Source organism: Candidatus Shikimatogenerans silvanidophilus (genome assembly GCF_018200315.1).
Taxonomy (GTDB): Bacteria; Bacteroidota; Bacteroidia; order Flavobacteriales; family Blattabacteriaceae; genus Shikimatogenerans_A; species Shikimatogenerans_A silvanidophilus.
Map to the genome: position 1 here is coordinate 1 of NZ_JADFUB010000001.1, position 24,514 is coordinate 24,514.

General features: G+C 14.5%; 29 protein-coding genes, 1 other RNA gene and 1 pseudogene. 16 read left to right on the forward strand and 15 right to left on the reverse strand.

Annotated features, from left to right (window positions below; all coding sequences use genetic code 11):
* Nucleotides 1-77 precede the first annotated feature (77 nt).
* The 10 genes and pseudogenes from KHQ18_RS00005 (at nt 78) to KHQ18_RS00055 (ending at nt 7,537) form a co-directional block, all read left to right on the forward strand.
* Nucleotides 78-296: a hypothetical protein gene (locus KHQ18_RS00005; protein WP_212113106.1), complete on the forward strand. Its 219-nt coding sequence runs from the start codon at nt 78-80 to the stop codon at nt 294-296.
* On the forward strand, nt 253-1,041 hold the full coding sequence (locus KHQ18_RS00010) for a GHMP family kinase ATP-binding protein (protein ID WP_212113107.1): 789 nt from the start codon (nt 253-255) through the stop codon (nt 1,039-1,041). Before KHQ18_RS00005 ends, KHQ18_RS00010 begins: the two co-directional genes overlap by 44 nt.
* A 54-nt stretch (nt 1,042-1,095) precedes the next feature.
* On the forward strand, nt 1,096-1,449 hold the full coding sequence (locus KHQ18_RS00015) for a 4Fe-4S binding protein (RefSeq protein ID WP_212113108.1): 354 nt from the start codon (nt 1,096-1,098) through the stop codon (nt 1,447-1,449).
* 1 nt (nt 1,450) lies between these two features.
* Nucleotides 1,451-2,436, forward strand: a pseudogene (gene trpS, locus KHQ18_RS01755) (tryptophan--tRNA ligase).
* A 47-nt stretch (nt 2,437-2,483) separates the two neighbouring features.
* The gene (locus tag KHQ18_RS00030) at nt 2,484-2,813 is read left to right on the forward strand and encodes a HesB/IscA family protein (protein ID WP_212113110.1); all 330 of its coding nucleotides are present in this window, start codon (nt 2,484-2,486) and stop codon (nt 2,811-2,813) included.
* A gap of 11 nt (nt 2,814-2,824) precedes the next feature.
* Complete coding sequence (gene sufB / locus KHQ18_RS00035) at nt 2,825-4,276, forward strand: Fe-S cluster assembly protein SufB (protein ID WP_212113111.1); 1,452 nt, start codon at nt 2,825-2,827, stop codon at nt 4,274-4,276.
* A gap of 4 nt (nt 4,277-4,280) precedes the next feature.
* Nucleotides 4,281-5,009 carry a Fe-S cluster assembly ATPase SufC gene (gene sufC / locus KHQ18_RS00040; RefSeq protein WP_212113112.1) on the forward strand — a complete coding sequence of 243 codons (729 nt, stop codon included), beginning with the start codon at nt 4,281-4,283 and terminating at the stop codon, nt 5,007-5,009.
* Nucleotides 4,987-5,241, forward strand: coding sequence for a hypothetical protein (locus tag KHQ18_RS00045; protein ID WP_212113113.1), 255 nt, complete (start codon nt 4,987-4,989; stop codon nt 5,239-5,241). The genes sufC and KHQ18_RS00045 overlap by 23 nt, the downstream gene beginning before the upstream one ends.
* Nucleotides 5,242-5,435: 194 nt before the next feature.
* Nucleotides 5,436-6,293: a Fe-S cluster assembly protein SufD gene (gene sufD / locus KHQ18_RS00050; RefSeq protein WP_212113114.1), complete on the forward strand. Its 858-nt coding sequence runs from the start codon at nt 5,436-5,438 to the stop codon at nt 6,291-6,293.
* Nucleotides 6,290-7,537: an aminotransferase class V-fold PLP-dependent enzyme gene (locus KHQ18_RS00055; RefSeq protein WP_212113115.1), complete on the forward strand. Its 1,248-nt coding sequence runs from the start codon at nt 6,290-6,292 to the stop codon at nt 7,535-7,537. Before sufD ends, KHQ18_RS00055 begins: the two co-directional genes overlap by 4 nt.
* Nucleotides 7,538-7,619: 82 nt before the next feature.
* Here KHQ18_RS00055 and gmk read toward each other — a convergent pair whose 3' ends face one another.
* On the reverse strand, nt 7,620-8,180 hold the full coding sequence (gene gmk, locus KHQ18_RS00060; RefSeq protein ID WP_212113116.1) for a guanylate kinase: 561 nt from the start codon (nt 8,178-8,180) through the stop codon (nt 7,620-7,622).
* Between the two features lie 144 nt (nt 8,181-8,324).
* Here gmk and KHQ18_RS00065 point away from each other — a divergent pair, with 144 nt between their 5' ends.
* Nucleotides 8,325-9,122 (forward strand): TrmH family RNA methyltransferase, encoded by a 798-nt coding sequence (locus KHQ18_RS00065; protein WP_212113117.1) that lies wholly within the window; start codon nt 8,325-8,327, stop codon nt 9,120-9,122.
* On the opposite strand, the gene KHQ18_RS00070 is transcribed toward KHQ18_RS00065, so the two are convergent.
* From KHQ18_RS00070 to atpB, 7 genes are all read right to left on the reverse strand, one after another.
* Nucleotides 9,119-9,610 (reverse strand): RNase H family protein, encoded by a 492-nt coding sequence (locus KHQ18_RS00070; protein ID WP_212113118.1) that lies wholly within the window; start codon nt 9,608-9,610, stop codon nt 9,119-9,121. The two genes, KHQ18_RS00065 and KHQ18_RS00070, sit on opposite strands and share 4 nt — an antisense overlap.
* A gap of 17 nt (nt 9,611-9,627) precedes the next feature.
* The gene (locus KHQ18_RS00075) at nt 9,628-10,467 is read right to left on the reverse strand and encodes a F0F1 ATP synthase subunit gamma (RefSeq protein ID WP_212113119.1); all 840 of its coding nucleotides are present in this window, start codon (nt 10,465-10,467) and stop codon (nt 9,628-9,630) included.
* Nucleotides 10,460-12,037, reverse strand: coding sequence for a F0F1 ATP synthase subunit alpha (atpA, locus tag KHQ18_RS00080; protein WP_212113120.1), 1,578 nt, complete (start codon nt 12,035-12,037; stop codon nt 10,460-10,462). Before atpA ends, KHQ18_RS00075 begins: the two co-directional genes overlap by 8 nt.
* Before the next feature lie 49 nt (nt 12,038-12,086).
* A complete protein-coding gene (locus KHQ18_RS00085; RefSeq protein ID WP_212113175.1) occupies nt 12,087-12,500 on the reverse strand; it encodes a F0F1 ATP synthase subunit delta in 414 nt (137 codons plus the stop codon).
* 161 nt (nt 12,501-12,661) lie between these two features.
* The gene (gene atpF / locus KHQ18_RS00090) at nt 12,662-13,150 is read right to left on the reverse strand and encodes a F0F1 ATP synthase subunit B (RefSeq protein ID WP_212113121.1); all 489 of its coding nucleotides are present in this window, start codon (nt 13,148-13,150) and stop codon (nt 12,662-12,664) included.
* A gap of 112 nt (nt 13,151-13,262) precedes the next feature.
* Nucleotides 13,263-13,490, reverse strand: coding sequence for an ATP synthase F0 subunit C (gene atpE / locus KHQ18_RS00095; RefSeq protein WP_212113122.1), 228 nt, complete (start codon nt 13,488-13,490; stop codon nt 13,263-13,265).
* Nucleotides 13,491-13,601: 111 nt separating this feature from the next.
* A complete protein-coding gene (atpB, locus tag KHQ18_RS00100) occupies nt 13,602-14,669 on the reverse strand; it encodes a F0F1 ATP synthase subunit A (RefSeq protein WP_320412017.1) in 1,068 nt (355 codons plus the stop codon).
* A 62-nt stretch (nt 14,670-14,731) separates the two neighbouring features.
* Between atpB and KHQ18_RS00105 the strand changes: the two genes are divergently transcribed.
* Nucleotides 14,732-15,172 carry a type II 3-dehydroquinate dehydratase gene (locus KHQ18_RS00105; RefSeq protein WP_212113123.1) on the forward strand — a complete coding sequence of 147 codons (441 nt, stop codon included), beginning with the start codon at nt 14,732-14,734 and terminating at the stop codon, nt 15,170-15,172.
* Between the two features lie 169 nt (nt 15,173-15,341).
* Here KHQ18_RS00105 and KHQ18_RS00110 read toward each other — a convergent pair whose 3' ends face one another.
* From KHQ18_RS00110 to atpD, 3 genes are all read right to left on the reverse strand, one after another.
* Nucleotides 15,342-15,587, reverse strand: a complete 246-nt coding sequence (locus KHQ18_RS00110; RefSeq protein WP_212113124.1) for an acyl carrier protein — start codon at nt 15,585-15,587, stop codon at nt 15,342-15,344.
* A gap of 118 nt (nt 15,588-15,705) precedes the next feature.
* Nucleotides 15,706-15,945 (reverse strand): F0F1 ATP synthase subunit epsilon, encoded by a 240-nt coding sequence (locus KHQ18_RS00115; RefSeq protein ID WP_212113125.1) that lies wholly within the window; start codon nt 15,943-15,945, stop codon nt 15,706-15,708.
* Nucleotides 15,946-15,967: 22 nt separating this feature from the next.
* A complete protein-coding gene (gene atpD / locus KHQ18_RS00120; protein WP_212113126.1) occupies nt 15,968-17,458 on the reverse strand; it encodes a F0F1 ATP synthase subunit beta in 1,491 nt (496 codons plus the stop codon).
* 62 nt (nt 17,459-17,520) lie between these two features.
* Between atpD and KHQ18_RS00125 the strand changes: the two genes are divergently transcribed.
* Together KHQ18_RS00125 and tyrS are read left to right on the forward strand one after the other, a co-directional pair.
* Nucleotides 17,521-18,501: a riboflavin kinase gene (locus KHQ18_RS00125; RefSeq protein ID WP_212113127.1), complete on the forward strand. Its 981-nt coding sequence runs from the start codon at nt 17,521-17,523 to the stop codon at nt 18,499-18,501.
* Nucleotides 18,479-19,723 carry a tyrosine--tRNA ligase gene (gene tyrS, locus KHQ18_RS00130; RefSeq protein WP_213016781.1) on the forward strand — a complete coding sequence of 415 codons (1,245 nt, stop codon included), beginning with the start codon at nt 18,479-18,481 and terminating at the stop codon, nt 19,721-19,723. The genes KHQ18_RS00125 and tyrS overlap by 23 nt, the downstream gene beginning before the upstream one ends.
* 253 nt (nt 19,724-19,976) lie before the next feature.
* On the opposite strand, the gene era is transcribed toward tyrS, so the two are convergent.
* Both era and KHQ18_RS00140 read right to left on the reverse strand, forming a co-directional pair.
* A complete protein-coding gene (gene era, locus KHQ18_RS00135) occupies nt 19,977-20,891 on the reverse strand; it encodes a GTPase Era (protein WP_212113128.1) in 915 nt (304 codons plus the stop codon).
* A gap of 292 nt (nt 20,892-21,183) precedes the next feature.
* Nucleotides 21,184-21,843, reverse strand: coding sequence for a nitroreductase family protein (locus KHQ18_RS00140; RefSeq protein ID WP_212113129.1), 660 nt, complete (start codon nt 21,841-21,843; stop codon nt 21,184-21,186).
* Nucleotides 21,844-22,239: 396 nt separating this feature from the next.
* Between KHQ18_RS00140 and rpsU the strand changes: the two genes are divergently transcribed.
* Nucleotides 22,240-22,440 (forward strand): 30S ribosomal protein S21, encoded by a 201-nt coding sequence (gene rpsU, locus KHQ18_RS00145; protein ID WP_212113130.1) that lies wholly within the window; start codon nt 22,240-22,242, stop codon nt 22,438-22,440.
* A gap of 285 nt (nt 22,441-22,725) precedes the next feature.
* Here rpsU and tpiA read toward each other — a convergent pair whose 3' ends face one another.
* On the reverse strand, nt 22,726-23,487 hold the full coding sequence (gene tpiA, locus KHQ18_RS00150; RefSeq protein ID WP_212113131.1) for a triose-phosphate isomerase: 762 nt from the start codon (nt 23,485-23,487) through the stop codon (nt 22,726-22,728).
* 31 nt (nt 23,488-23,518) lie between these two features.
* On the reverse strand, nt 23,519-24,037 hold the full coding sequence (locus KHQ18_RS00155; protein WP_212113132.1) for a nucleotide modification associated domain-containing protein: 519 nt from the start codon (nt 24,035-24,037) through the stop codon (nt 23,519-23,521).
* 324 nt (nt 24,038-24,361) lie between these two features.
* On the opposite strand from KHQ18_RS00155, the gene ffs reads away from it, so the two are divergent.
* Nucleotides 24,362-24,460: signal recognition particle sRNA small type (ffs, locus tag KHQ18_RS00160), an RNA gene on the forward strand.
* Nucleotides 24,461-24,514 lie beyond the last annotated feature (54 nt).

Here is a 24,514-nt window from a genome sequence, read left to right on the forward strand (position 1 = left end):
ATAATTTTAAAAAAAATTTAATTTTAATATTTTTGTAATATTTTTATAAAAAAAATTTTTATAAAAAAATAAAAATCATGAATAAAAAATTTTTTTCTAAAATTATTTTATTTGGAGAATATTGTATTATATATAATAATTCAAAATGTTTATCTATACCATATAAGTCTTATTATGGATATTTAAATTATAATAATAATAATAATAATAAAAATAATAATAATGATAATAATAATAATAATAATAATAATAATGAAATTTTTTTTTTTAAAAAAAAAATTAAAAAAATATTTTAAATTTATATTAAATAAAAAAAATTTTAAAATAAAAAAAATTAAAAATGATATAAAAAAAGGTATTTATTTTAATTCTAACATTCCAGAAGGATATGGTATTGGAAGTTCTGGTGCTTTAGTTGCATCTATTTATAATAGATATTATTGTAATAAAAAAATTATTAACAAAGATAATTTTAATAAAAACAATATTTTAGAATTAAAAAAAATATTAAGTGATATGGAATCTTTTTTTCATAAAAAAAGTTCTGGATTAGATCCTTTAGTTTCTTTTTTAGATTTTCCTTTATTATGGAATAATAAAAAAAAAAAAATTTATAAAATAAATTTAATAAGTGAAATTTCATGTTTTATAATTAATTCAGGAAAAAAAATTTTAACTAGTAAAATGGTTAATTTTTTTTTGAATAAAATTAAAAATAATAAATATTTTAGAAATATTTTTAAAAATAATTTTTTAGAATACACTAATAACTGTATAGAAAATTATTCAAAACATAAAATAAATGATTTTTTTAAAAATATAAAATTACTTTCTTTATGTACTTTACAAAATTTTAAAAATTTTATACCTAATAATATAAAAGATATATGGAAAGAAGGAATTTTAAAAAATGAATTTTATATAAAACTTTGTGGATCAGGTGGTGGAGGTTACTTTATACTTTTTACAAAAAAAAAATATTCTTTTATTAAAAAGAAATTAAAATATTTTTCTCCAAAAAAAATTAATTTTAATATTTAATTAATTTTAATATTTTAAAAAAAAATTAAATATTTAAAAATATTTTTAAATTTTATGTCACTTAAAATAACAAATGAATGCATTAATTGTGGAGCTTGTGAACTAGAATGTCCAAATACAGCTATTTATGAAGGTGGAAAGAAATGGAGTTATTCTGATGGTACTAATTTAAAAGGAATAAAAAATATTTTTGGAAAAAAAATTAATACTGAAAAATTAATAGATCCATTAGAAAAAGAATATTTTTTTATTGTAAAAGAAAAATGTACAGAATGTATTGATTTTTATAATGAACCTCAATGTGCTTCTGTATGCCCAGTAAATTGTTGTATTTTAGATGATAATAATATAGAATCAAAAGATTTTCTTCTTAAAAAGAAAAAAATATTACATAATAATAAAAAATAAAATGAATAAATATAAAATTTTAACTGGAATACAAGCTAATGGATTACCACATATTGGAAATATTTTTGGATCTATAATACCATTTATAAATTATTGTAATAAATACTATTATAAATTAAAATATTCTTTTATTCTTATAGCAGATTTGCATGCTATGACAAATATTGATAATTTTAAAAATATTAAAAAAAATGTTTATAAAATAATATCAACTTATTTATCTTTTGGTTTAAATATAAAAAAAAGTTTTATTTTTAGACAATCTGATATTCCAGAAACAACTGAATTATTATGGTATTTTAGTTGTATTTTTCCTTATAATAGATTAAAATTAGCTCATTCTTTTAAAGAAAAAAAAAAAAAATAAAAAAAATTAATGTAGGTTTATTTATTTATCCAATATTAATGGCTTCTGATATATTATTATATAATGTAAATAAAGTTTTTATTGGAAAAGATCAATTACAACATATAGAAATATCAAGAAAAATAGCTTCAATTTTTAATTATAAAATTAAAAATATTTTCGAAATACCTGAAGGAAAAACTAAAGAATATTATATGAGTATTCCTGGTACAGATGGAAAAAAAATGAGTAAATCAAGAAATAATATTATTGATATTTTTTCTTCTAATGAAAAAATAAAAAAACAAATAATGAGTATAAAAACTGATAATAAATTAATAAAAGAAAAAAAAGATCCAAAAAATGATAATATATTTTCTTTATATAAATTATTTGCAGAAAAAAAAAAAATACAAAAAATTAAAAGAATATATTTATCTGGAAATTTTTCTTATTTAGATATTAAAAAAAAATTATACAAAGAAATAATAGAAAAATTTTCTTTAGAAAGAAAAAAATTTAAATATTATATGAATAATATAAATTTTTTAGAAAAAACTTTATTAGATAATGCTAAATATGTTAGAAAAATTACAAAAAAAACAATAAAAAATGTTAGAAAATCTTTATTATTTAAATAATTAAATTAATAAATTTACATTAATAACATTAATAATTTTTTTTAAATATGGTTTATATGTCTAATTCAGCAAAAAAACAAATTATTAAACTAATGAATAAAGAAGGTTTAGATATAAAAAAAAATTTCGTTAGAATTGGAATAAAAAATAGTGGATGTACTGGTTTTTCTTATACTTTATCTTTTGAAAAAGAAAAAAATAAAAATGATAAAATTTTTGAATATAAAAATATTAAAATATTAGTTAATATTAATCATTTTAATTATTTAAATGGTATAATTATAGATTATAAAGACGGTTTAAATGGAAAAGGTTTCTTATTTAAAAATCCTAATGCGAAAAAAACATGTGGATGTGGAAATAGTTTTTCTGTTTAATAATAATAAAAATGAAATATTCTAAAGATAAATCTTTAAAAGATAAAAAAATAATTAAAAAATTTTCTTATTCTAAATATAAATATGGTTTTTATTCAAAAATAAAATCAGAAAAATTTCCTAAAGGAATTAATGAAAAAATAATTTATTTACTTTCTAAAAAAAGAAAAGAACCTAAATGGATGTATGAATGGAGATTAAAAGCTTTTAAAATTTGGAAAAATTTATCACCCCCAAAATGGGGAAATATAGATAATAAAAATATTGATTTTCAAAAAATAATATATTATTCTGGAATAAAAAAAAATGATAAATCAATAGAACCTGAATTAAAAAATACTTTTAAAAAATTAGGTATTCCAATGGAAGAAAAAGATTTTTTTTTAAAAAAAAAAACTTCTATAGATTTTGTTTTAGATTCAGTATCAGTTAAAACTACTTTTAAAAAAGAATTAAAAAAAAATGGAATTATATTTTGTTCTATAAATAAAGCTATTAAAAATTATCCTGATTTAGTAAAAAAATATATTGGTTCAGTTGTTCCACAAAATGATAATTTTTATTCTGCTCTTAATTCTTGTATTTTTTCTGATGGTTCTTTTTGTTATATTCCAAAAGGAATAAAATGTCCAATGGAATTATCAACTTATTTTAGAATAAATGAAGGTGGAATTGGTCAATTTGAAAGAACTTTATTGATAGCAGATGAGAATTCTTACGTTAGTTATTTAGAAGGATGTACTGCACCTCAAAGAAATGAAAATCAATTACATACAGCTGTAGTAGAATTAATTGCTTTAAAAAAAGCAGAAATTAAATATTCTACAATTCAAAATTGGTTTCCAGGAAAAAATAAAGACGAAGGAGTTTTTAATTTTGTAACTAAAAGAGGAATTTGTTATGAAAAATCAAAAATTTCTTGGACTCAAATAGAAACTGGATCAGCAATTACTTGGAAATATCCATCTTGTATTTTAAAAGGAAATAATTCTATTGGAGAATTTTATTCAATAGCATTAACTAAAGACTATCAACAAGCAGATACTGGTACAAAAATGATTCATATTGGAAAAAATACAAAAAGTATAATTATTTCTAAAGGTATTTCATCATGTTTTTCAAAAAATAGTTATAGAGGATTAGTAAAAATTTTAAATAGTGCAAAAAAATCTAAAAATTTTTCTCAATGTGATTCTCTTCTTATAGGAAAAAATTGTAGTTCTCATACTTTTCCTACTATTTATATTAATAATAATTCTTCTAAAGTTGAACATGAAGCTTTTACTTCTAAAGTAAGTGAAGAACAAATTTTTTATTGCGAACAAAGGGGAATAGAAAAAGAAAGAGCTATTTCATTAATAATTAGTGGTTTTGGAAAAAAAATATTAAATAAATTACCAATGGAATTTGCAATAGAAGCTAAAAATTTATTAGAAATTTCATTAGAAAATACTATAGGATAATATTATGTTAAATATTGATAATTTACATTCTTCAATTAAAAAAAAAAAAATATTAAATGGTGTTTTTTTAAAAATTAAAAAAGGAGAAATACATGCTATTATGGGACCTAATGGGTCTGGAAAAAGTACTCTTTCATTTGTTATTGCTGGAAATAAAAATTATAAAATTTTAAATGGTAATATTTTTTTTTATAAAAAAAATATTACATATTTTTCTGCAGAAAAAAGATCACATCTTGGTATATTTCTTTCTTTTCAAAATCCTATGGAAATAGAAGGATTAACATTAAATAATTTTATAAAAAATTCTTTAGAATCTATTAATAAAAAATCTATAAATACTATAGAAATTATAAAAAAAATGAAAAGAAATGCTGATATTATAAATTTTAATCATAATTTTTTTTCTAGATCAATTAATATAGGATTTTCTGGTGGAGAAAAAAAAAAAAGTGAAATATTTCAAATGATGATGATTCAACCAAAATTAGCTATAATTGATGAAATAGATTCAGGTCTTGATATAGATTCTTTAAAAGATATTTCTAATGGAATTAATTTTTTAATTAAAAAAAAAAAAACATCTATTTTAATAATTACTCATTATCAAAGAATATTAAATTATATTACTCCAGATTATGTTCATATATTTATGAATGGAAAAATTATTAAATCTGGAAATAAAGAATTATCAAAATTCATAGATAAAAATGGATATGATTGGATTAAATAAATCAATTAATATTTTTTTTAAAAAAATTAATTATAAAATAAAAAAAAATAAAAATAATTATTTATATAATTATCGTTTAAAATCAATAAAATTTATTAAAAATAATAAAAAAATTTTTTTAAAAAAAATTAAAAAATATAATATTAATATTGAAAATTTTTTTAAAAAAAATAAAAAAGAAAAAAATAATAAAAAAATTAATGAATATATTTTAAAAAAAAAAAAAAAATAAAAATTGTTTTAATTAATGGAAAATATTATTATAAATATTCTAAAATAGAAAAATTTTTTTTTATAGATACTTTATCAAATGCATTTAATAATATAAAACATAAAAAATATATTAAAAAAATTTTAAATAAAAAAAATATAAATAATTATATAGATAGAGAAAATTATATAGAAAATTATTTAAATACATTATTTATGAAAGATGGAATATATATTTATATAAAAAAAAATATAAAATATAAAATTCCAATATATATATATAATATTTATAATGAAAAAAATATTTTTCATTTTCCAAGAATTTTAATAATAATAGATAAAAATTCTTCTGTATCAATTATTGAAAAATATAAAAATTTTAAAAAAAAGTCTTTAATTTTTAATGTAAACGATATTTATATTAAAGAAAATAGTAATTTAAATTATTTAAAAATTCAAAATGAAAAAAAAAATAATTTTATTATAGATAATACTTTTTTTTTTCAAAAAAAAAAAACTAAATGTTATATAAATACTTTTTCTTTAAATAATTTTTTTACAAAAAATTATTTATATATTCTTCAAGAAGGAGAAAAAAGTAAATCTATATTAAATGGTTTATTTTTTGGATATAATAAACAATATATAAAAAATTATACAAAAATAAATCATAATTTTCCAAATTGTAAAAGTTATGAATTATATAAAGGAATATTTAAAGATAAATCAAAATATTATTTTAATGGTGAAATATTTATTAATAAAAAATCTAATAAAATTGATGCTTTTCAAAAAAATAATTATATTTTACTATCAGATAAATCAAAGGTTAAAGCTATTCCTAAATTAAATATATATAATGATGAAGTAAAATGCTCTCATGGTTGTACATTAAGTAATATAAATGAGTCAAATTTATTTTATTTACAAACACGTGGATTATCAAAAAAAAAAGCAAAATTAATTATTATTTATTCTTTTATAGAAGAAAATTTATTTTTTTTAAAAAAAATTTCATTTATTAATTTTTTAAAAAAAAAAATTAAAAAAATAATAGAAAAATTTTTATTATGATAGATAAAAAAAAACTAAATTATATTAGAAAACAATTTCCTATTTTTAATAAAAAAATTTTTGATAATAAAAATTTAGTTTATTTTGATAATGCATCAACAACACAAAAACCTTATTCAGTTATTAAATCTATAGAAAAATATTATAAAAATATTAATTCTAATGTTCATAGAGGATCACATTATATAAGTAATTTATCAACATTGAAAATAGAAAAAAGTAGAAAAATAATTCAAAAATTTATAAATGCTTCATATAATCATGAAATTATTTTTACAAAAGGAACAACAGATTCAATTAATTTAATTGCATTAGGAATTAAAAAATACATAAAACAAGATGATATTATTATTATTTCACAAATGGAACATCATTCTAATATAATTCCTTGGCAAAATTTATGTAAAGAAACAAAATCTAAATTAGAAGTACTTCCATTAGATAAAAATTATAATATTAATTTATCTTTATTAGATTATTTATTAGAAAAAAAAAAAGAAAAAGTAAAAATTATTTCATTAGTACATATATCTAATGTTATTGGATTAGAAAATAACATAAAAAAAATTATAAATAAAGCACATAAAAATAATACATTAGTTTTAATAGATGGTGCTCAATCTTTATCTCATACTAATATTAATGTAAAAAAATTTGATATTGATTTTTATGTTTTTTCTTCTCATAAAATATATGGTCCTACTGGATTAGGAATTTTATATGGAAAAGAAAAATTATTGAAAAAAATATCACCAATACAATTTGGAGGAGGAATGGTAAAGAATTTTTCTTTTAATTTAAATAAAATAGAATATGAAGATTTACCATTAATTTTAGAACCAGGAACACCAAATATTTCAAGTATTATTTCTTTTTCAGAATCAATTAAATTTATAAATAAAATAGGAATTAATAATATTAAAGAATATGAAAATAAATTATTAAAATATGCTTTATATAAATTATCTAAAATAGATAATATTTTTTTATATGGTAAAAATATTATTAAATATCCTATTATTTCTTTTAATATTAAAAATTATCATCCATTTGATATAGGAATGATTTTAGATAAATATGGTATTGCTGTAAGAACAGGAAATCATTGTGCACAACCTTTTGTTAAATTTATTAATAAAAAAGGAACAATAAGAATTAGTTTGTCATTTTATAATACATATGAAGAAATAGATTATTTATATAATAAATTATTAAAATCAATTAAAATTTTATCTAAAATATAAAAATTAAATTAATAAATAAAAAAATAATAAATAATAAATTATAATAATTTAAATTTTTTTTAAAAAAAAATTAAAAAAAATTTTATTTTAAAAATTTATAAACAATATTATGGATATTTTTTTTAGTATTATTTATTGATTTATTAATTATTTTAAAATCAAAAAAATTTGAAAATAATATTTCTTTTTTAGCTCTATTAATTCTATATTTTAAATATTTTTTATTTTCAAAATTTCTATTTTCTATTCTTTTTTTTAATTCATCAATAGATGGTGGAATAATAAAAATAGATAAAGAATTATTACGATATTTTTTTTTTAATTTAATAGCTCCTAATACATCAATATCTAATATTAAATTATTATTTTTTAATTTATTTTCTAATTCACTTTTTAAAGTTCCATAAAAAATTTCTGGATAAACTTCTTGCCATTCAGCAAATTTTTTTTCTTTTATTTTTTTTATAAATTCATTTTTTTTCAAAAAAAAATAATTTTTTCCATTTTTTTCTCCATACCTAGGAATTCTTGTTGTACAAGAAATGGAATAATCTAAATTAGAATAAAATGTATTTAATAAATATTCAACAATAGTTGTTTTTCCTGAACCAGAAGGAGCAGAAATAAAAATAATTTTTTTCATTTTTGTTTTTTTTTATAAATTATTTATTATTTTTTTTTATAAATTTTTATAAATTATTTATTTTTATTTAATTATTTATTTAATTATTTAATTTTAATATTTTTAAAATATTTAATTTTTAAAAATGAAAATTATATTTTAAAAATGAAAATTATATATAGTATTAAAAATAATAAAATTAAAAAATTATTAAAAATACAAAAAAGTTCAAAAGAAAGAAGAAAAAAAAAAATTTTTTCTATAGAAGGAATTAAAGAAATTAATATGGCTCATAAAGCTAAATATTATATTTTAGAATTTTTTATTTGTCCATTTTTGTTTAATAAAAATAAAAAAAAATTATTTAAATTAAATAATAAAAAAGTTAATATTATTAATTTAAAAGTTTTCGAAAAAATATCTTATAGAAAAAATAAAGATGGAATTATAGCAATTGCAAAAAATAAAAATAAAGAATTATTAAATTATAATGAAAATATAATTATTTTTAATGAAGTAGAAAAACCAGGAAATTTAGGAGCATCTTTTAGATCTATAGAAGCATCTGGAATAAAAAATGTTATATTAAATAATATTAAAACTGATTGTTTTCATCCAAATATTATTAGATCTAGTATAGGAACAGTTTTTACATTAAAAATTAATATAAATAATAATTATAAAGAAATAATAAAAAATTTAAAAAAAAAAAAATATAAAATATTACTTGCAGTAACAAAAAAAAATAAAATAAATAAAAATTTATATAAAATAAAATTTTCTAATAAAATAGCTATTGTTATAGGTGGAGAACATTCAGGAATTTCTAAATATTGGATAAATAATTTATATTTAGAAAAATTTTTTATACCAATGTTTGGTAAAATAGATTCTTTAAATTTAAGTAATGCAACATCTATTATTTTATTTGAAATAATGAGACAAAAATACTATAATTTTTAAAAATTATTATTAATTTTTTGAAAAAAAAAATCTTTTTTTAATTTATTTTTTTCTTTATAAGAAGAAATTGCTAAATTATGACAAATAATATTTTTTTCATTTTTATGACCTTTAATCCATTTAAAATTAACATTTTTTTTTTCATATATTTTTAAAAATCTAATCCATAAATCAAAATTTTTTCTTTTTTTAAAAAAATTTTTTTTCCATAAATTAATCCAATTTTTTATAATTGGATTAATTACATATTTAGAATCAGAAAAAATTAATATTTTTTCTTTTTTTTTTTTAGAAATTTTTTTAATTTCTTCTAAAGATACTATAACAGATAATAATTCCATTCTATTATTTGTAGTATAATAATATCCTTCTGAAATTTTTTTAATAATTTTATTTTTTATATTTTCTATTATAATTCCATATCCTCCAGGACCTGGATTACCTTTAGAAGATCCATCTGTATAAACATAATATGAAGGTATAAACATAATTTTATAAAAAAAATTTATTTTATAGAATTATATCCATTTATTATTTCTAATAAACTATTTGTTATTGATTCTTTTCTATTTTTATTATACTTTTTAAGTAAATTATTTTTAATATTATTAGAATTTTCTTCTGATTTATGCATTGTTATCATTCTAATTTTATTTTCTAACATATATGATTTTAAAATAAAAAAATATAATTTAGATATTAAAAAATTATGAAATATTTTTTTTATAAATTCTTCTTTATTTGGTTCTATAATATAATTTTTATAATAAAAACTTTTTTTATAATCTAAATATTTTACTTTTATTGGAAGAAAAGAAATAATATTAAATTTTTGATTTTTAATATCATTATTTACAACTAATTTAATAGAATTAAATTTTTCTAAAAAAAAATCTTTTATTAAATTATTTACAATATTATATATTTCTTTATATTTTATATTTTTTTTAAAAATATCTTTACTATCATAAATATTATATATTTTACTTAATGTTTTTTTACCAATATTACCAATATTAAAAATAAATATATTTTTATTTGGAGTAATTTTTTTTATAAAATTTTTTATAATAAAAGAATTAAAATTACCACAAAGACCTTTATTTGATGTAATAATTATATATAATATATTATTACTATTATTTTTTTTTTTATAAAAAAAATTAATTTCTTTATAAAAAGATTTAATAATATTATAAAGATTGTTATAATATAATTTTGAATAAAAATATAAATTTTTAAATTTTTTAAAATTTAATGAAGATACAATTTTCATTGTATTTGTAATTTTAATAATGGATTTAATAGATTTAATTCTATTTTTAATTTCTTTTAAATTAGACACTTTTCAATACTTTTTTTATAACTTTATTTAAATCATTAATAATTTCTTCATTCCAAAAACCATTATCTATTTTTTTTAATAATTCATTTTTTTCTTTTTTTAAAAATTTTAAATATTCTTTTTCAAATTTTTTTATTTTATTTAATGGAATTATAATATCCTGAGAACATAAATAAATAACAGCTATTTGATAAGAAATTTTATAAGGATTATTAGCATCTTGTTTTAATAATTCTACATTTAATTTTCCTTTTTTAATCATTTTTTCAGTTTTTTCATCTAAATCTGAACCAAAACTAGAAAATGCTTCTAATTCTTTATATTGCGCTTGATTCAATTTCAAAGTTCCTGAAACTTTTTTCATAGAATAAATTTGAGCTGCACCTCCTACTCTTGATACTGAAATACTATCATTTATAGCTGGTCTAACACCAGAATTAAAAAGATCTTTTTCTAAAAAAATTTGTCCATCTGTAATAGAAATAACGTTAGTTGGAATATAAGAAGAAATATCTCCTTCTTTTGTTTCTATAATTGGAAGAGCAGTTAAAGATCCACCAGATTTAATATATTTTTTTATAGATTTAGGAAATCCATTCATTTTACTAAAAATATTATCATTTTCTATAATTTTAGCTGATCTTTCAAGTAATCTAGAATGTAAAAAAAATACATCTCCAGGGTAAGCTTCTCTTCCTGGTGGTCTTTTTAATAATAAAGATATTTCTCTATAAGAAACAGCATGTTTAGATAAATCATCATATATTATTAATACATGTTTTCCTATATCACGAAAATATTCTCCTATAGAAGTTCCAGTAAACGGTGCAAAAACTTGCATTAATGGTGTTTCAGAAGAATTTGATGATACAATAATAGTATATTTTAAAGCATCATTTTCTTCTAAAATTTTTATAACATTTGCAAGAGATGAATTTTTTTGTCCAATAGAAACGTAAATACAATATACTGGATTATTAGTATTATAAAATTGTTTTTGGTTAATAATAGTATCTATAGCAATTGTTGTTTTTCCTGTTTGTCTATCACCTATAATTAATTCTCTTTGACCTTTTCCTATTGGAATCATTGAATCTATAAATTTTATTCCAGTATAAAATGGTTCATAAACAGGTTGTCTATAAATTACACCTGGAGCTTCTCTTTCTAATGGAATTTCAAATAAATCACCTTCTAATTTACCTTTACCATCTATAGGTTTTCCTAAAGTATTAACAATTCTACCTAACATGCTTTTTCCAACATTTATAGTAAGAAATTTATTAGTTTTTTTTACTTTATCTCCTTCTTTAACATTATTAATATTTTCAAATAATGCAGATATAATACTATCTTCTTCAATATTTAAAACAATTCCATATATATTATTATTAAATTGTAATATTTCTCCATAAAAAACATCATTTAAACCATAAACTCTAACTATTCCATCTCTAACTTCTATAACATTACCTATATTTAATATTTCTTTTGTATTTTCTTCTAAATTAAAATTTTCTAATTTTTTTCTTAATATTGATGAAATTTCAGATGGATTTATATTTTTCATTATTCGTTATTTATAATTTATAAAAATTTAATTATATATAAATTTAATTTTAATTTAATAATTGTTTAAATTTGTTTAATTTATTAATAATAGAAAAATTAATTTCTTTTTTTTGATTATGTAATTTAATATAAAAACCACCTATTAATTTTTTATCAATTTTCTCTTTTAATATATAAATTTCTTTTAAATTTAATTTATTCTTTAAATAATTTTTTAAAAATAAAATATTTTTTATCTTATAAGAAGAAATTATTTCTATTCTTTCTAAAAAATTATTTTTTTCATATAAAGAAATATATTCTTTTGCTATATCAAATAAAAACATTTCTCTATTATTTTCAAATAATAAATTTACGAAATAAAATAATTCTTTTTTTTTATTTATATTATTTATATTAAGTATTAAATTAAATAATTCTAATATATTTTTTTTTTTTTTTTTTTTTTTAATTTTTTTTATTTTTTAAATAAAAAATAATATTATTTTTTATACTATTATCTATGGATAATAGTATTTTAAAATTATTATATATAATTTTTTTTTTATTTTTATTTAAATAATTTAATAACGATATAGAATAAATTTTACATATTTTATATAAAAAAAAATCCATTTTTTATTTATTTCAAATTTTTAATTAAAAACTCTAAATAATCACTTTTATTTTTTTCATTTTTCATTTCTTTATTCAAAATTTTTTCAGCTATTTTAATAGATAATTCTAAAATAGTTTTTTTTAAACTTAAAAAAGCTTTTTTTTTTTCTATTTCAATTTCTTTTTTTGCTTTTTCAAGTATTTTTTTTTTTTCTTTTAAAGAATTTTTTTTTGCTTCATAAATTATTTTTTCTTTAATTTCTATAGCATCCTTTAATAAATTATCTCTTTTTTTTATAGCATTATCTAATATATTTTTTTCATTTATTGTTAATAATTTATATTTTTCTTTTGTTTTTTTTGCTAATATTAAAGAATTTTTTATATATAATTCTCTTTTTTTAATTTTTTCTAAAATAGAATTCCATGCAAAATTTTTTAATAAAAATAATAATGTAATAAATACAAAAGTTTGCCAAAATATTAATCCAAAAGAAGGAGTAATTAAATCCATATCATATATATTTAAAATAAAATAAATATATTAAAATTTAATAATAATAATTAAAAAAAATTATATAATACAATTATTACAATTATTATAATACAATTATTGTTTTAAAAAATTATTTAAAAACAGTTAATAACGAAGTTACTATTCCAAATAAAGCAGCTCCTTCTATTAAAGCACATGAAATTATCATTGAGTTTTGAATTTTATCTGCTATTTCTGGTTGTCTTGAAATAGCTTTCATAGCAGAACTACCTATTTTTCCTATTCCAAATGCAGCTCCTAAAACTGATACTCCAGCACTAATAGTAGCTATTCCTATATAAATTAAATTAGAATCCATTTTTTTTATTAAAATTTTAAATTTTTTTATATTTAAAATATAAATTATTTTTAATATTTATTTAATAATTTTATTTATTTTTTATTTATTTTTATTAATTTTATTTATTTTTTATTTATTTACGACCATACCAATAAATAAAGAAGATAAATTAATAAAAATAAAAGCTTGTAAAAATGAAACTAAAATTTCTAATAAAGATATTAATATAGTAAAAGGAACAGCAAAAAATATTGAAAAAATATTTTTAAATATAAAAATTAAACATATAAAACTTAAAAGAACAATATGTCCTGAAGAAATATTTGCAAATAATCTAATACAAAGAGTAAGAGGTTTAATTAATATTTCTATAATATCTAAAAATATTAAAAATATTCCTATATAAAATGGAATATTTTTTATAGTAAATAAATGTTTCCAAAAATTATTTTTAGTAAAAAAAATAGTAAATAAAAAAACAAATAAAGATAATGTTAAAGTTATACTTATATTTCCAGTTATACTTGGAAAAGTAGGAATTAAACCAAATAAGTTAGATAATAAAATAAAAAAAAATGTTGTTAATAAAAATGGTATATATTTTTCTTTTTTTTTACCTATATTTTTTTCTGATATATCAATTATAAATAAAATTATAATTTCTAATATTTTTCCAAAAATATTATTAGGATAATAATTTTTATAAGAATTTTTCATATTTATAAAAATTAAAAGTAATAATAAAGAAATAATAAATGATACTACAACATTTTTTGTTATAGAAAAATTTAATACAGTATTATATACTTTATATTTTTTTTTAAAATTTTTTAAATCTTTTAAAGATTTTAATTTATAAATTTTTCCATTAAAAATTTTATAAATATTATTATTATTTTTAAAAACATTATTAATATTTTTAAAATCTGAAAAATTAAAAAATTTTAATCCATTATCCCATAATATAATTGGTAAAGTAATTGAAAATTCATTTTTTTTTTCTCCCCAAAAATGCCATTCATATGAATCTTTTAAATGTTCCATAATTACTTTTGTAGGATTAAATTTTTTAATATTATTAATTTTTTTTTTATTATAATTTGGTAATAAAATATTTGTACTAATAATAAAAAAAAATATTATTTTAAATATAAAAAAAACAAATTTTTTTATAATTTTATATAAATTTATTAACACAATATATATAAATAACTATTAAAACATAATATATTAAATTAATATTAAAAAAAAATATTAATATGAAAAAAAAAATTATTATAATTAATGGACCTAATTTAAATTTTATAGGAAAAAGAGAACCAATTTTATATGGAAATATATCTTTCGAAGATTTTTTAAAAAAATTAATAAAAAAATATATAAATATAGATATAAAATATTTTCAAACTAATTCTGAAGAAAAAATTATTAATTTTCTTCAAAAAGAAGAATTATATAATGATAATAAAAAAAATAAAATAATATTATTAAATGCAGGAGCATTTTCACATACTTCATTAGCTATTCATGATGCTATTAAATCTATAAATATTAATGTTATAGAAATACATATAACAAATATTTTTTCTAGAGAAAAAATTAGAAATAAATCAATAATTTCACCAGCATGTAAAGGAATAATTTGTGGATTTGGTTTAAAATCTTATGAATTAGCAATTAATTATTTTTTATTAATTTAAAAATTAATAATTTTTTTATAAATTAATTTAAAATATAAAATTAAATTATAAATAATATTAATTAAAAATAATATTAATTAAATAAAAATTTTAAAATTAATATTATTTAAAATTAATTATTATTTTTTAAAATTAATTATTATTTTATTATATATTATATTTTTATATATTATATTTTTTTATATATGTAATTTATATAATCTTCAATAGTATTAAGTTTAACATTATCATTATTATAATCAATATTAATATTAAATTCTTTTTCAAGTAATATTATAAATTCTAATATATCAATAGAATCTTCTCCAAAATTTTTATTAAAATTATATTTTTTTTTAATTTTTTTTTTATCTATATTAAATTTATATATTAAAAAAAATTTTATTTTTGAATAAATATTATTTTTGGTAAACATACATATTTTAAATAAAAATAAAAAATAATATTTTAAATAAAGTAAAATACTTATTTTTTTTTAAATAAAGTAAATATTTAAATAAAATTATTTTTTATTAAATTAAATAAATTAAATTTTAATCAATTAAAATAGTAATTTTATTATTTTTTAATTCTAAAATTCCTTCATTATTTAAATAAATAATTTTTTTTTCATTATATCTATAATAAATAGTTATTTTTCCAATACTAAGTATAGTAACTATTGGAATATGATTTTTTAATATATGAAAACAATTTTTTTTTCCTGGAACTTTTATAGAATTAATTTTTCCTTCATATAAAATATTTTTTTTTGTTAAAATTATTAATTTCATTTATTTATTTTTTTTATATTATTTATTTTTTATCATTAATAACGTCTTCTATTGATCCTTTTAAATTAAAAGATATTTCTGAATAATTATCTAATTCACCATTTATTATCATATTAAAACCTTTTATAGTATCTTTTATATTAACAAATTTTCCTTTTATACCTGTAAATTGTTCTGCAACAAAAAAAGGTTGAGATAAAAAACGTTGTATACATCTAGCTCTATGAACAATTAATTTATCTTCTTCACTTAATTCTTCTATTCCTAGTATAGAAATTATATCTTGTAATTCTTTATATTTTTGTAAAATTTTTTTAACATTTTGAGCACAATTATAATGTTCTTTTCCTATTATTTTTGGAGATAATGCTATAGATGTAGATTCTAAAGGATCAACAGAAGGATATATTCCTAAAGAAGCAATATTTCTTGATAATACTGTTGTAGAATCTAAATGAGAAAATACTGTAGAAGGAGCTGGATCAGAAATATCATCAGCAGGAACATATACAGCTTGTATAGAAGTAATTGAACCATTATTTGTAGAAGAAATTCTTTCTTGCATTTTACCCATTTCAGAAGATAAAGTAGGTTGATATCCTACTTCAGAAGGCATTCTTCCTAATAATGTAGAAAGTTCTGAACCAGCTTGTGTAAATCTAAAAATATTATCTATAAAAAATAATATATCTTTTTTTTTATTTTTTTCTTTATTAAAATTATCTCTAAAATATTCTGCTATAGTTAATCCTGATAAAGCAACTCTAGCTCTTGCACCAGGAGATTCATTCATTTGACCAAAAATAAATGTAGCTTTAGATTTTTTTAAACTGTTTTTATCAATTTTTGATATATCCCATTTTTTTTTTTTTCTTAATTCCATAAATTCTTCTCCATAACATATAATTCCAGAATCTACCATTTCTCTTAATAAATCGTTTCCTTCTCTTGTTCTTTCTCCAACACCTGCAAAAACTGAATATCCATCATAATTTTTTGCTATATTATTAATTAATTCTTGTATTAATACTGTTTTTCCAACTCCAGCTCCACCAAAAAGACCTATTTTTCCTCCTTTAATATAAGGTTCTATTAAATCAATTACTTTTATACCAGTATATAAAATCTCTATAGATGTTGATAAATTTTTTAATTTTGGTGGTTCTCTATGAATAGATAAAGTCTTATTTTTTATTATAGGTGATATACCATCTATACTATCACCTACTACATTTAAAATTCTACCTACTACATCTTCTCCTACTGGAATTTGTATATAAGATTCTGTTGAAAATACTTCTTGATTTTTTTTTAATCCTTCAGTATTGTTCATAGAAATACAACGAACTGTATTATTTCCAATTTGTTGTTGCACTTCTAAAATATTCTTTTCACCATTTATAGAATATGTTTCTAAGGCATGATAAATTTTTGGTAAATAATAAATATTATCAAAATATACATCAACAACAGGACCAATAATTTGTAAAATTTTACCTTTTTTTTTATTCATTATTAATTTTTATTATTAAAAATAATAAATAAAATTTAAAATAAATGTTTATTTTTTAATTTATGTATGTTTATTTTTCAATTGATTCTTTTATAAGTAATACATATTTATTAAATTCAACTGTTTCAATAGGTATTTTTGATGGATTACATTATGGACATAAAAAAATTATTTATTATGTAAAAAAATATTCTAATAAAAATAATTTACCTATTATTATTTTATTTAATCCTCATCCAGATGAAATATTAAAAAAAGATAATAATAAAAAATATTTAACTACAATTATTGAAAGAATATGGTTATTTAATAAAATTAAAATTAAAAATTTAAATTTAATTATTTTACCTTTTAATAAAAAATTAGCTAATCTTTCTCCATATAATTTTATAAAAAATATTTTAATTAATAAATTAAAAATGAAAAATTTAATTATTGGATATGATCAAGTAATAGGAAAAAATAAAAAAGGAAATTTTACTATTATTAAAAAAATATCTAAAAAATTAAATTTTAATTTAAAAAAAATATTTCCATTTAAAATAAATAATAAAATTATTAGTTCTACTAATTTAAAAAAAAAAATTAAAAAAAAATCAATTAATGTTATTAATAAAGAATTAACTTTTCCATATATTATTTCTGGATTAGTTATAAACGAAAATAATATTATTTATAATAAAAATATTTTACCTACTAAAACAATTTATATAAATGAAAAAAAAATATTACCAAAAAATGGATTATATTTTGTTTTATGTTATATATATAATAAAAAATATTATGGAATGTTAAATATTGTAAAATATTTATTAAATGAAAAACAAAAAAAAATAAAATTATATATTAATATTTTTAATTTTAATAAATCTTTATATAAAAATTTTATTTTTATAGAATTAATTTTTTTTATAAGAGATGAAATAATATTTTTATCATCAAAAGATTTAATAAATCAATTATTAAATGATAAAATATATATTGAAAAAAAATTTTATAAAATTATAAAAAAAAATTATAATGAATATTATACAAGAACTTAATTGGAGAGGTATAATACATAATATTACTCCTGGAATAGAAGAAAAATTAAACAATAATAAAATATTTTTTTATACAGGATTTGATCCTTCTTATCATTCTTTACATATAGGTAATTTAATACCAATTTTAGTACTATTAATTTTAAAAAAAATTGGTAATAAACCAATTATTTTAATTGGTGGAGCAACAGGAATTATTGGAGATCCTTCAGGAAAAAAAAAAGAAAGAATTTTTTTAAAAAAAGAAATTTTAAAAAAAAATATTATTAGTTTAAAAAATCAATTAATTAATTTAACGAAAAATGAAGTAGAAATTTTAAATAATTATGATTGGATAAAAAATATTTATTTAATAAATTTTTTAAAAAAAATAGGAAAAAATATAACAATAAATTATCTTTTTTCAAAAGATTCAATAAAAAATAGAATTAAAACAGGAATTTCTTTTACAGAATTTAGTTATCAATTAATACAAGCATATGATTTTCTTTTTTTGTATAAAAAAAAAAAATGTATCCTCCAAATAGGAGGTTCAGATCAATGGGGAAATATAACAACTGGTATAGAAATTATAAAAAAATTAGAATGTAAAAAAGTATATGGAATGACATTTCCTATTTTAACTAATAAAAAAGGAATAAAATTAGGTAAAAGTGAAAAAGAAAATATTTGGATAGATAAAAATTTAACTTCTCCACATGATTTTTATAATTATTTTATAAATTTTACAGATTATGATTCTGAAAATTTTATAAAATTTTTACCTATAAAAAAAAAAGAAATTATTTATTTTATAAATAAACATAAAAAAAATCCAAAAAATAGATTTTTACAAAAAAAAATAGCTTATTTTTTTACTAAATGGATTCATGGAAAAAAAATTACTGAAAAAATTATTTATTATAATAAAATTTTATTAAATAAAAAAAAAAATTTTAAAGAATTAGATAAAAAACATTTTATAACGTTATCAAAAATTATTAATACTATTAAAATAAAAAAAAAAAAAATAAAATATTATAAATTTATTATAGATATTTTAAATAATTTTTTTTCTAAAAAAGATATTTTAAGAAAAATTAAAGAAAATAGTTTAACTATTAATAATTATAAAAAAATAAAAAAAAATATTTTTTTAATAAAAAAAAATTTTTTATATAAAAAATATATTATTATTAAATATGGAAAAAAAAAATTTTTTTTAATAGAAATAATTGAATAAATATAATAAAATTGAATAAATATAATAAATATAATAAATATAATAAATATAAATATATATAATTATAAATATATATAATAATAAATTATAATAATAAATATAAAATATATTATATATAATATATTAATTATATATAATATATTATATATATATATTAAATTATTATAAATTATTATAAATATATTATTATTATTATTTTTATTTATATTATTTATTTAATTAATTATTAATTAAAATATTTTATTAATTAATTTTAATTTAAATATTTAAAATATTTTAATATATTAATGTTTAATTTCCAATCTTTAATTATTTTTATATTAATTTTTAATTTTACTTTAAAATTATTATTAAAAATATTTTTTTGTATATCAATTTTTGAAAAATTAATTAATTTTTTAATATTTTTACCTTTATAACTAATTAAAATTTTTTTTTGTGATTTTCTTTCAATATATATTAAACTATATATAAAAATTTTTTTATCTTTTTTTTCTATTTTTTCTATAGTTACTTCTGTTGAATATGGAATTTCTTTTTTATATATAAAAAAAATTTTTTCTCTAATTAATTCACTACATATAAAATATAATGATTGATTAGTTATTAAATTTTTATCATCATATTGTAAATAATTTTTAAATTTAATTATTTTTAATATTTTATAAATAATTAAATCAATATTTATATTTTTCAAAGAAGAAATTGGTAAAATTTCATTTTCAGGAAATATTTTATGATAAAAAAAAATTATATTTTCTAATTGTTTTTCATTCTTTATTTTATCAATTTTATTTATTAAAATTAATAAAGGAATTTTTTTCTTTTTTAAGATATTAATAATATTAAAATCATAAAAATAATATTTTTTTTCTATAGAAACAACATATAAAATTAAATCAGAACTGTAAATTGATTCTTTTATATAAGAATACATTATTTTATGTAATAAATATTTTACTTTAATAATTCCAGGAGTATCTTCAAAAATTAATTGATAGTTATTTTTATTTATAATTCCAATAATTTTTTTTCTAGTAGTTTGTGCTTTATTTGTAACAATAGATATTTTTTTTTTTACTAATGAATTTATTAAAGTAGATTTACCTGCATTAGGGTTACCTATTATAGAAATAAATCCAGATTTATAATTTTTAAAATTTTTCATTAATCATTAATAATATATAAAATTAAATTACTTTAAATCAATATTTATTAATATCATTCTTTTTTTCCACAATTTCTTCAAAATCAATAGTTTCTGCTTCTATATCAATAGAATATTTTTTATTTTTTTTTTTAAAAGTTTTATTAATATCTTCATTAAAATAGTTATCTATAAAAATGCAAAATTTCCATATTAAATATATAATAATTAAAAAAAAAAAAATAATTATTTATTTTTTTTTTATTTATTTTTTTCATATTTAATGTTTTTAATTTTTAATGTTATTGTAAATTTAATTTTTTATTATAATATCTGAAATAGGTTTTCTAATTTTTTTTAAAAATTGATAATTATCTTTTACGGATCTATATCCAATAGATAAAATAATATTTGATTTTAATCCTAATTTTTTAAAATTTAAAATTTCATCAAATTTATCTTTTTTAAAACCTCCTATAGTACATGTATCAATTTTTAAAATAGAACAATAATAAATTAATATTCCTAAAGATAAATATGTTTGTTCTGATTCCCAAGATTCAAATTCTTCTTTTGTTAATGAATTTAAAAAATTTACTATTGATTTTTTATATTTTTCATAATTTTTTTCTGTAAAATTTCTTTGTTCTTTTATTAATTTTAAATTTTTTTCAACAAAATTTTCTATATTTAATTTTTTTTTATTATAAATAGAAAAAATAATTAAATGAGAAGAAGAAATAATTTGATTATTATTATTATATGAAAAATAAGATAATTCTTTTTTTATTTTATTATTATTAATAATAATAATTTTATAAGGTTGTAATCCATATGAAGAAGGACTTAAATTTATAACTTCTAAAATATTATTTAAACATTTTTCTGTAATTTTTTTTTTACTATCAAATTTTTTAACTGAATACCTCCATTTAAGAGGTTCTATAAAATTATTAAAATTATTTTTTATCATTAAAATGATATTTTTATTTTTTTTTATATATTTATATAATTTTTTTTTATATATATAATAATTATTAATAATTAAATAATATTAATTAATAAATAATATTAATAATTAATAATTAAATAATATTAATTAACATAATATTTAAATTAATAATATAATAAAATAAATCATATAATAATAAATAATATAATATATAATAATTATATTATTATATTATATAACATAATTTATTTTATTATTAATAAATAATAATAAATAATAATAAATAATAAATAATTAAATATATATCTCATATATAATAAATAAATAATAATTTTTTTCATAAAAATAAATAAATAATTTATTATTATTTATATTATTTATATTTAATATTATTATAACAATTTTAAATAAAAATTTATGAGATTAATAACAAATGTAAAAGAAGGAGAATCTATAGAAAAAGCATTAAAAAAATATAAGAAAAAAATAGAAAAAACTAGAATGTTAAAAGAATTAATAGATAGAAAACAATATATTAAACCTTCTGTTGTAAAAAGAAAAAAAATTTTAAAAGCAAAATATAGAGAAAAAATTTTATTTTATCTAAATAAAGACTAAAATTTTATAAAAATATAGTTTAAACGTAATGTAAATGTTTTATTTTAAATATAAAAAATAAATATTGTAAAATAATAATAAAAAATATATTTTTATTTTTTTTATAATAATATATTTTTATTTTTTTTATAATATAATTAATAATAATAAATTAATATTTATTTTATTATGAATTATTATTTTATTTTATTATTTTTATTATTTTTATTATTTTTTTATTATTTATAATTATAATTAAATTTTATTTATTATTTATATTATATATATAATTTTTATTATTTTTTATTATGAATATAATTTTATAATTTTTAAAAATTCTTCTATTTCTAAAGAAGATTTTCCAATTAAACATCCATCTGTGTTTTCTTTTAAAGAATAATTTAATAAAATTGATGATTTACTATTAATACTACCTCCATATAAAATTGGTATATTTTTTATAATTTTTTCATCATTAAATTTTGATGATATAATTTCTTTTATATAAACAAAAATTTCTTTTATTTGTTCTATATTAGCTATTTTTCCTGTACCTATAGACCATATAGGTTCATATGCAATAATAAAGTTATTATTTTTTATAAATGATTTATCTATAATATTTATATATTTTAATTGATTATAAATTTTATTAAGATATTTATTTTTATTTCTTTCTTTTAAATTTTCACCAATACAAAGAATAATTTTTATATTATTTTTAATAGCTTTTTTAATTTTTTTATAAATAATATTATTATCTTCATAAAAAAAATTTCTTCTTTCACTATGTCCAATTATAACTGTTTTTATTCCTATAGATTTTATCATTTCTACAGAAACTTCTCCTGTAAAATTACCTTTATCACAATGATGCATATTTTGTGCAATAATTTCTATTAAACTATCTTTACAAAGATTTACAGATTTTTCTAAAAATGGAAAAGGAATAGCTAAACAAATTTTAATATTATTATTTATTTTTTTTTTTAAAAAAGATAATAAAAAATCTTTTGTTTCATATAAATTTTTATTCATTTTCCAATTTCCTATAATAATTTTTTTCATAATAAAATTTATTTTTTTATATTTTATATTTTTATAATATATTTTCTATTTTTATAATAGAAAAAAATGAATAATTAATTATATCTAAATAATTTTCCATATAATTATAATTATCTTTAATATCATTTTTTTCTAATGATTTTATACGAATTATTTTTTGAAAAATAATATCAATTATTGAAGATAATTCTATATCTTTCCAAGATTCATCATAATCATGATTTTTTTTAATCATTAATTTCTTTGCATATGATAATTGATTATCATATTCTATTAATATATTTTCTTTAGAAATATTATTACAATCATTTTTTATTAAAAACATTAATGAATAATTAATTATGCTAATAAAAGTTTCAATAATATTTTCATTTATTTTTTTATTACCATATTGTATTTTTCTAACACGTTTTATTTTAATAAAAATTTTATCAATTAAAGATTTTTTATTTAAAACTAACCAAGATAAATTATATATTTTCATTTTTTTATAAAAAATTTCCTTACATTTATAAATAATTTTATCTACTTTTGTTAAAGTTTCTTTCATTTATTTTTATTTATTATATTTTTATTATATATAAAATAGTAATTTTTTAATTATTATATTTAATTATTTATTATATTTTTTATTAAAATTTATTTTTAATATTTAATTATTATTAAATTATTTTTTTATAATATTTATATTTTATATTTTTTAATTTTATATTTTTTATTTATATTATATTATTATATTTATATAACATATATTTTATAATTATATTTTTTATATATTATATAATAACATAATAAAAGTTAAAAGTTTTAAAAAGTTAAAAATTATTAATAATTATACTTAATTATTAAAATTTTTAATAATTAATAAAATAAATAGGGCCAATTTTCAATTATTTAAATTGAAAATCCTCCAGAACAGAAATGTAGCAAAGGTATCAAATTTTAAATAATGTGAAAATAAATGGCCCTATTTTATTTAATAGATATTTTTTTTTATTTTTATTTTAATACGTTTATTTAAAATAAA

What these genes read in the sequence shown, in the direction of transcription:
- KHQ18_RS00005 (WP_212113106.1), top strand. Translation starts at nt 78, where the DNA reads ATGAATAAAAAATTTTTTTCTAAAATTATTTTATTTGGAGAATATTGT.
- KHQ18_RS00010 (WP_212113107.1), top strand. Translation starts at nt 253, where the DNA reads ATGAAATTTTTTTTTTTAAAAAAAAAATTAAAAAAATATTTTAAATTT.
- KHQ18_RS00015 (WP_212113108.1), top strand. Translation starts at nt 1,096, where the DNA reads ATGTCACTTAAAATAACAAATGAATGCATTAATTGTGGAGCTTGTGAA.
- KHQ18_RS00030 (WP_212113110.1), top strand. Translation starts at nt 2,484, where the DNA reads ATGGTTTATATGTCTAATTCAGCAAAAAAACAAATTATTAAACTAATG.
- sufB (WP_212113111.1), top strand. Translation starts at nt 2,825, where the DNA reads ATGAAATATTCTAAAGATAAATCTTTAAAAGATAAAAAAATAATTAAA.
- sufC (WP_212113112.1), top strand. Translation starts at nt 4,281, where the DNA reads ATGTTAAATATTGATAATTTACATTCTTCAATTAAAAAAAAAAAAATA.
- KHQ18_RS00045 (WP_212113113.1), top strand. Translation starts at nt 4,987, where the DNA reads ATGGATATGATTGGATTAAATAAATCAATTAATATTTTTTTTAAAAAA.
- sufD (WP_212113114.1), top strand. Translation starts at nt 5,436, where the DNA reads ATGAAAGATGGAATATATATTTATATAAAAAAAAATATAAAATATAAA.
- KHQ18_RS00055 (WP_212113115.1), top strand. Translation starts at nt 6,290, where the DNA reads ATGATAGATAAAAAAAAACTAAATTATATTAGAAAACAATTTCCTATT.
- gmk (WP_212113116.1), bottom strand. Translation starts at nt 8,180, where the DNA reads ATGAAAAAAATTATTTTTATTTCTGCTCCTTCTGGTTCAGGAAAAACA.
- KHQ18_RS00065 (WP_212113117.1), top strand. Translation starts at nt 8,325, where the DNA reads ATGAAAATTATATATAGTATTAAAAATAATAAAATTAAAAAATTATTA.
- KHQ18_RS00070 (WP_212113118.1), bottom strand. Translation starts at nt 9,610, where the DNA reads ATGTTTATACCTTCATATTATGTTTATACAGATGGATCTTCTAAAGGT.
- atpA (WP_212113120.1), bottom strand. Translation starts at nt 12,037, where the DNA reads ATGAAAAATATAAATCCATCTGAAATTTCATCAATATTAAGAAAAAAA.
- atpF (WP_212113121.1), bottom strand. Translation starts at nt 13,150, where the DNA reads ATGGATTTAATTACTCCTTCTTTTGGATTAATATTTTGGCAAACTTTT.
- atpE (WP_212113122.1), bottom strand. Translation starts at nt 13,490, where the DNA reads ATGGATTCTAATTTAATTTATATAGGAATAGCTACTATTAGTGCTGGA.
- KHQ18_RS00105 (WP_212113123.1), top strand. Translation starts at nt 14,732, where the DNA reads ATGAAAAAAAAAATTATTATAATTAATGGACCTAATTTAAATTTTATA.
- KHQ18_RS00110 (WP_212113124.1), bottom strand. Translation starts at nt 15,587, where the DNA reads ATGTTTACCAAAAATAATATTTATTCAAAAATAAAATTTTTTTTAATA.
- KHQ18_RS00115 (WP_212113125.1), bottom strand. Translation starts at nt 15,945, where the DNA reads ATGAAATTAATAATTTTAACAAAAAAAAATATTTTATATGAAGGAAAA.
- atpD (WP_212113126.1), bottom strand. Translation starts at nt 17,458, where the DNA reads ATGAATAAAAAAAAAGGTAAAATTTTACAAATTATTGGTCCTGTTGTT.
- KHQ18_RS00125 (WP_212113127.1), top strand. Translation starts at nt 17,521, where the DNA reads ATGTATGTTTATTTTTCAATTGATTCTTTTATAAGTAATACATATTTA.
- tyrS (WP_213016781.1), top strand. Translation starts at nt 18,479, where the DNA reads ATGAATATTATACAAGAACTTAATTGGAGAGGTATAATACATAATATT.
- era (WP_212113128.1), bottom strand. Translation starts at nt 20,891, where the DNA reads ATGAAAAATTTTAAAAATTATAAATCTGGATTTATTTCTATAATAGGT.
- KHQ18_RS00140 (WP_212113129.1), bottom strand. Translation starts at nt 21,843, where the DNA reads ATGATAAAAAATAATTTTAATAATTTTATAGAACCTCTTAAATGGAGG.
- rpsU (WP_212113130.1), top strand. Translation starts at nt 22,240, where the DNA reads ATGAGATTAATAACAAATGTAAAAGAAGGAGAATCTATAGAAAAAGCA.
- tpiA (WP_212113131.1), bottom strand. Translation starts at nt 23,487, where the DNA reads ATGAAAAAAATTATTATAGGAAATTGGAAAATGAATAAAAATTTATAT.
- KHQ18_RS00155 (WP_212113132.1), bottom strand. Translation starts at nt 24,037, where the DNA reads ATGAAAGAAACTTTAACAAAAGTAGATAAAATTATTTATAAATGTAAG.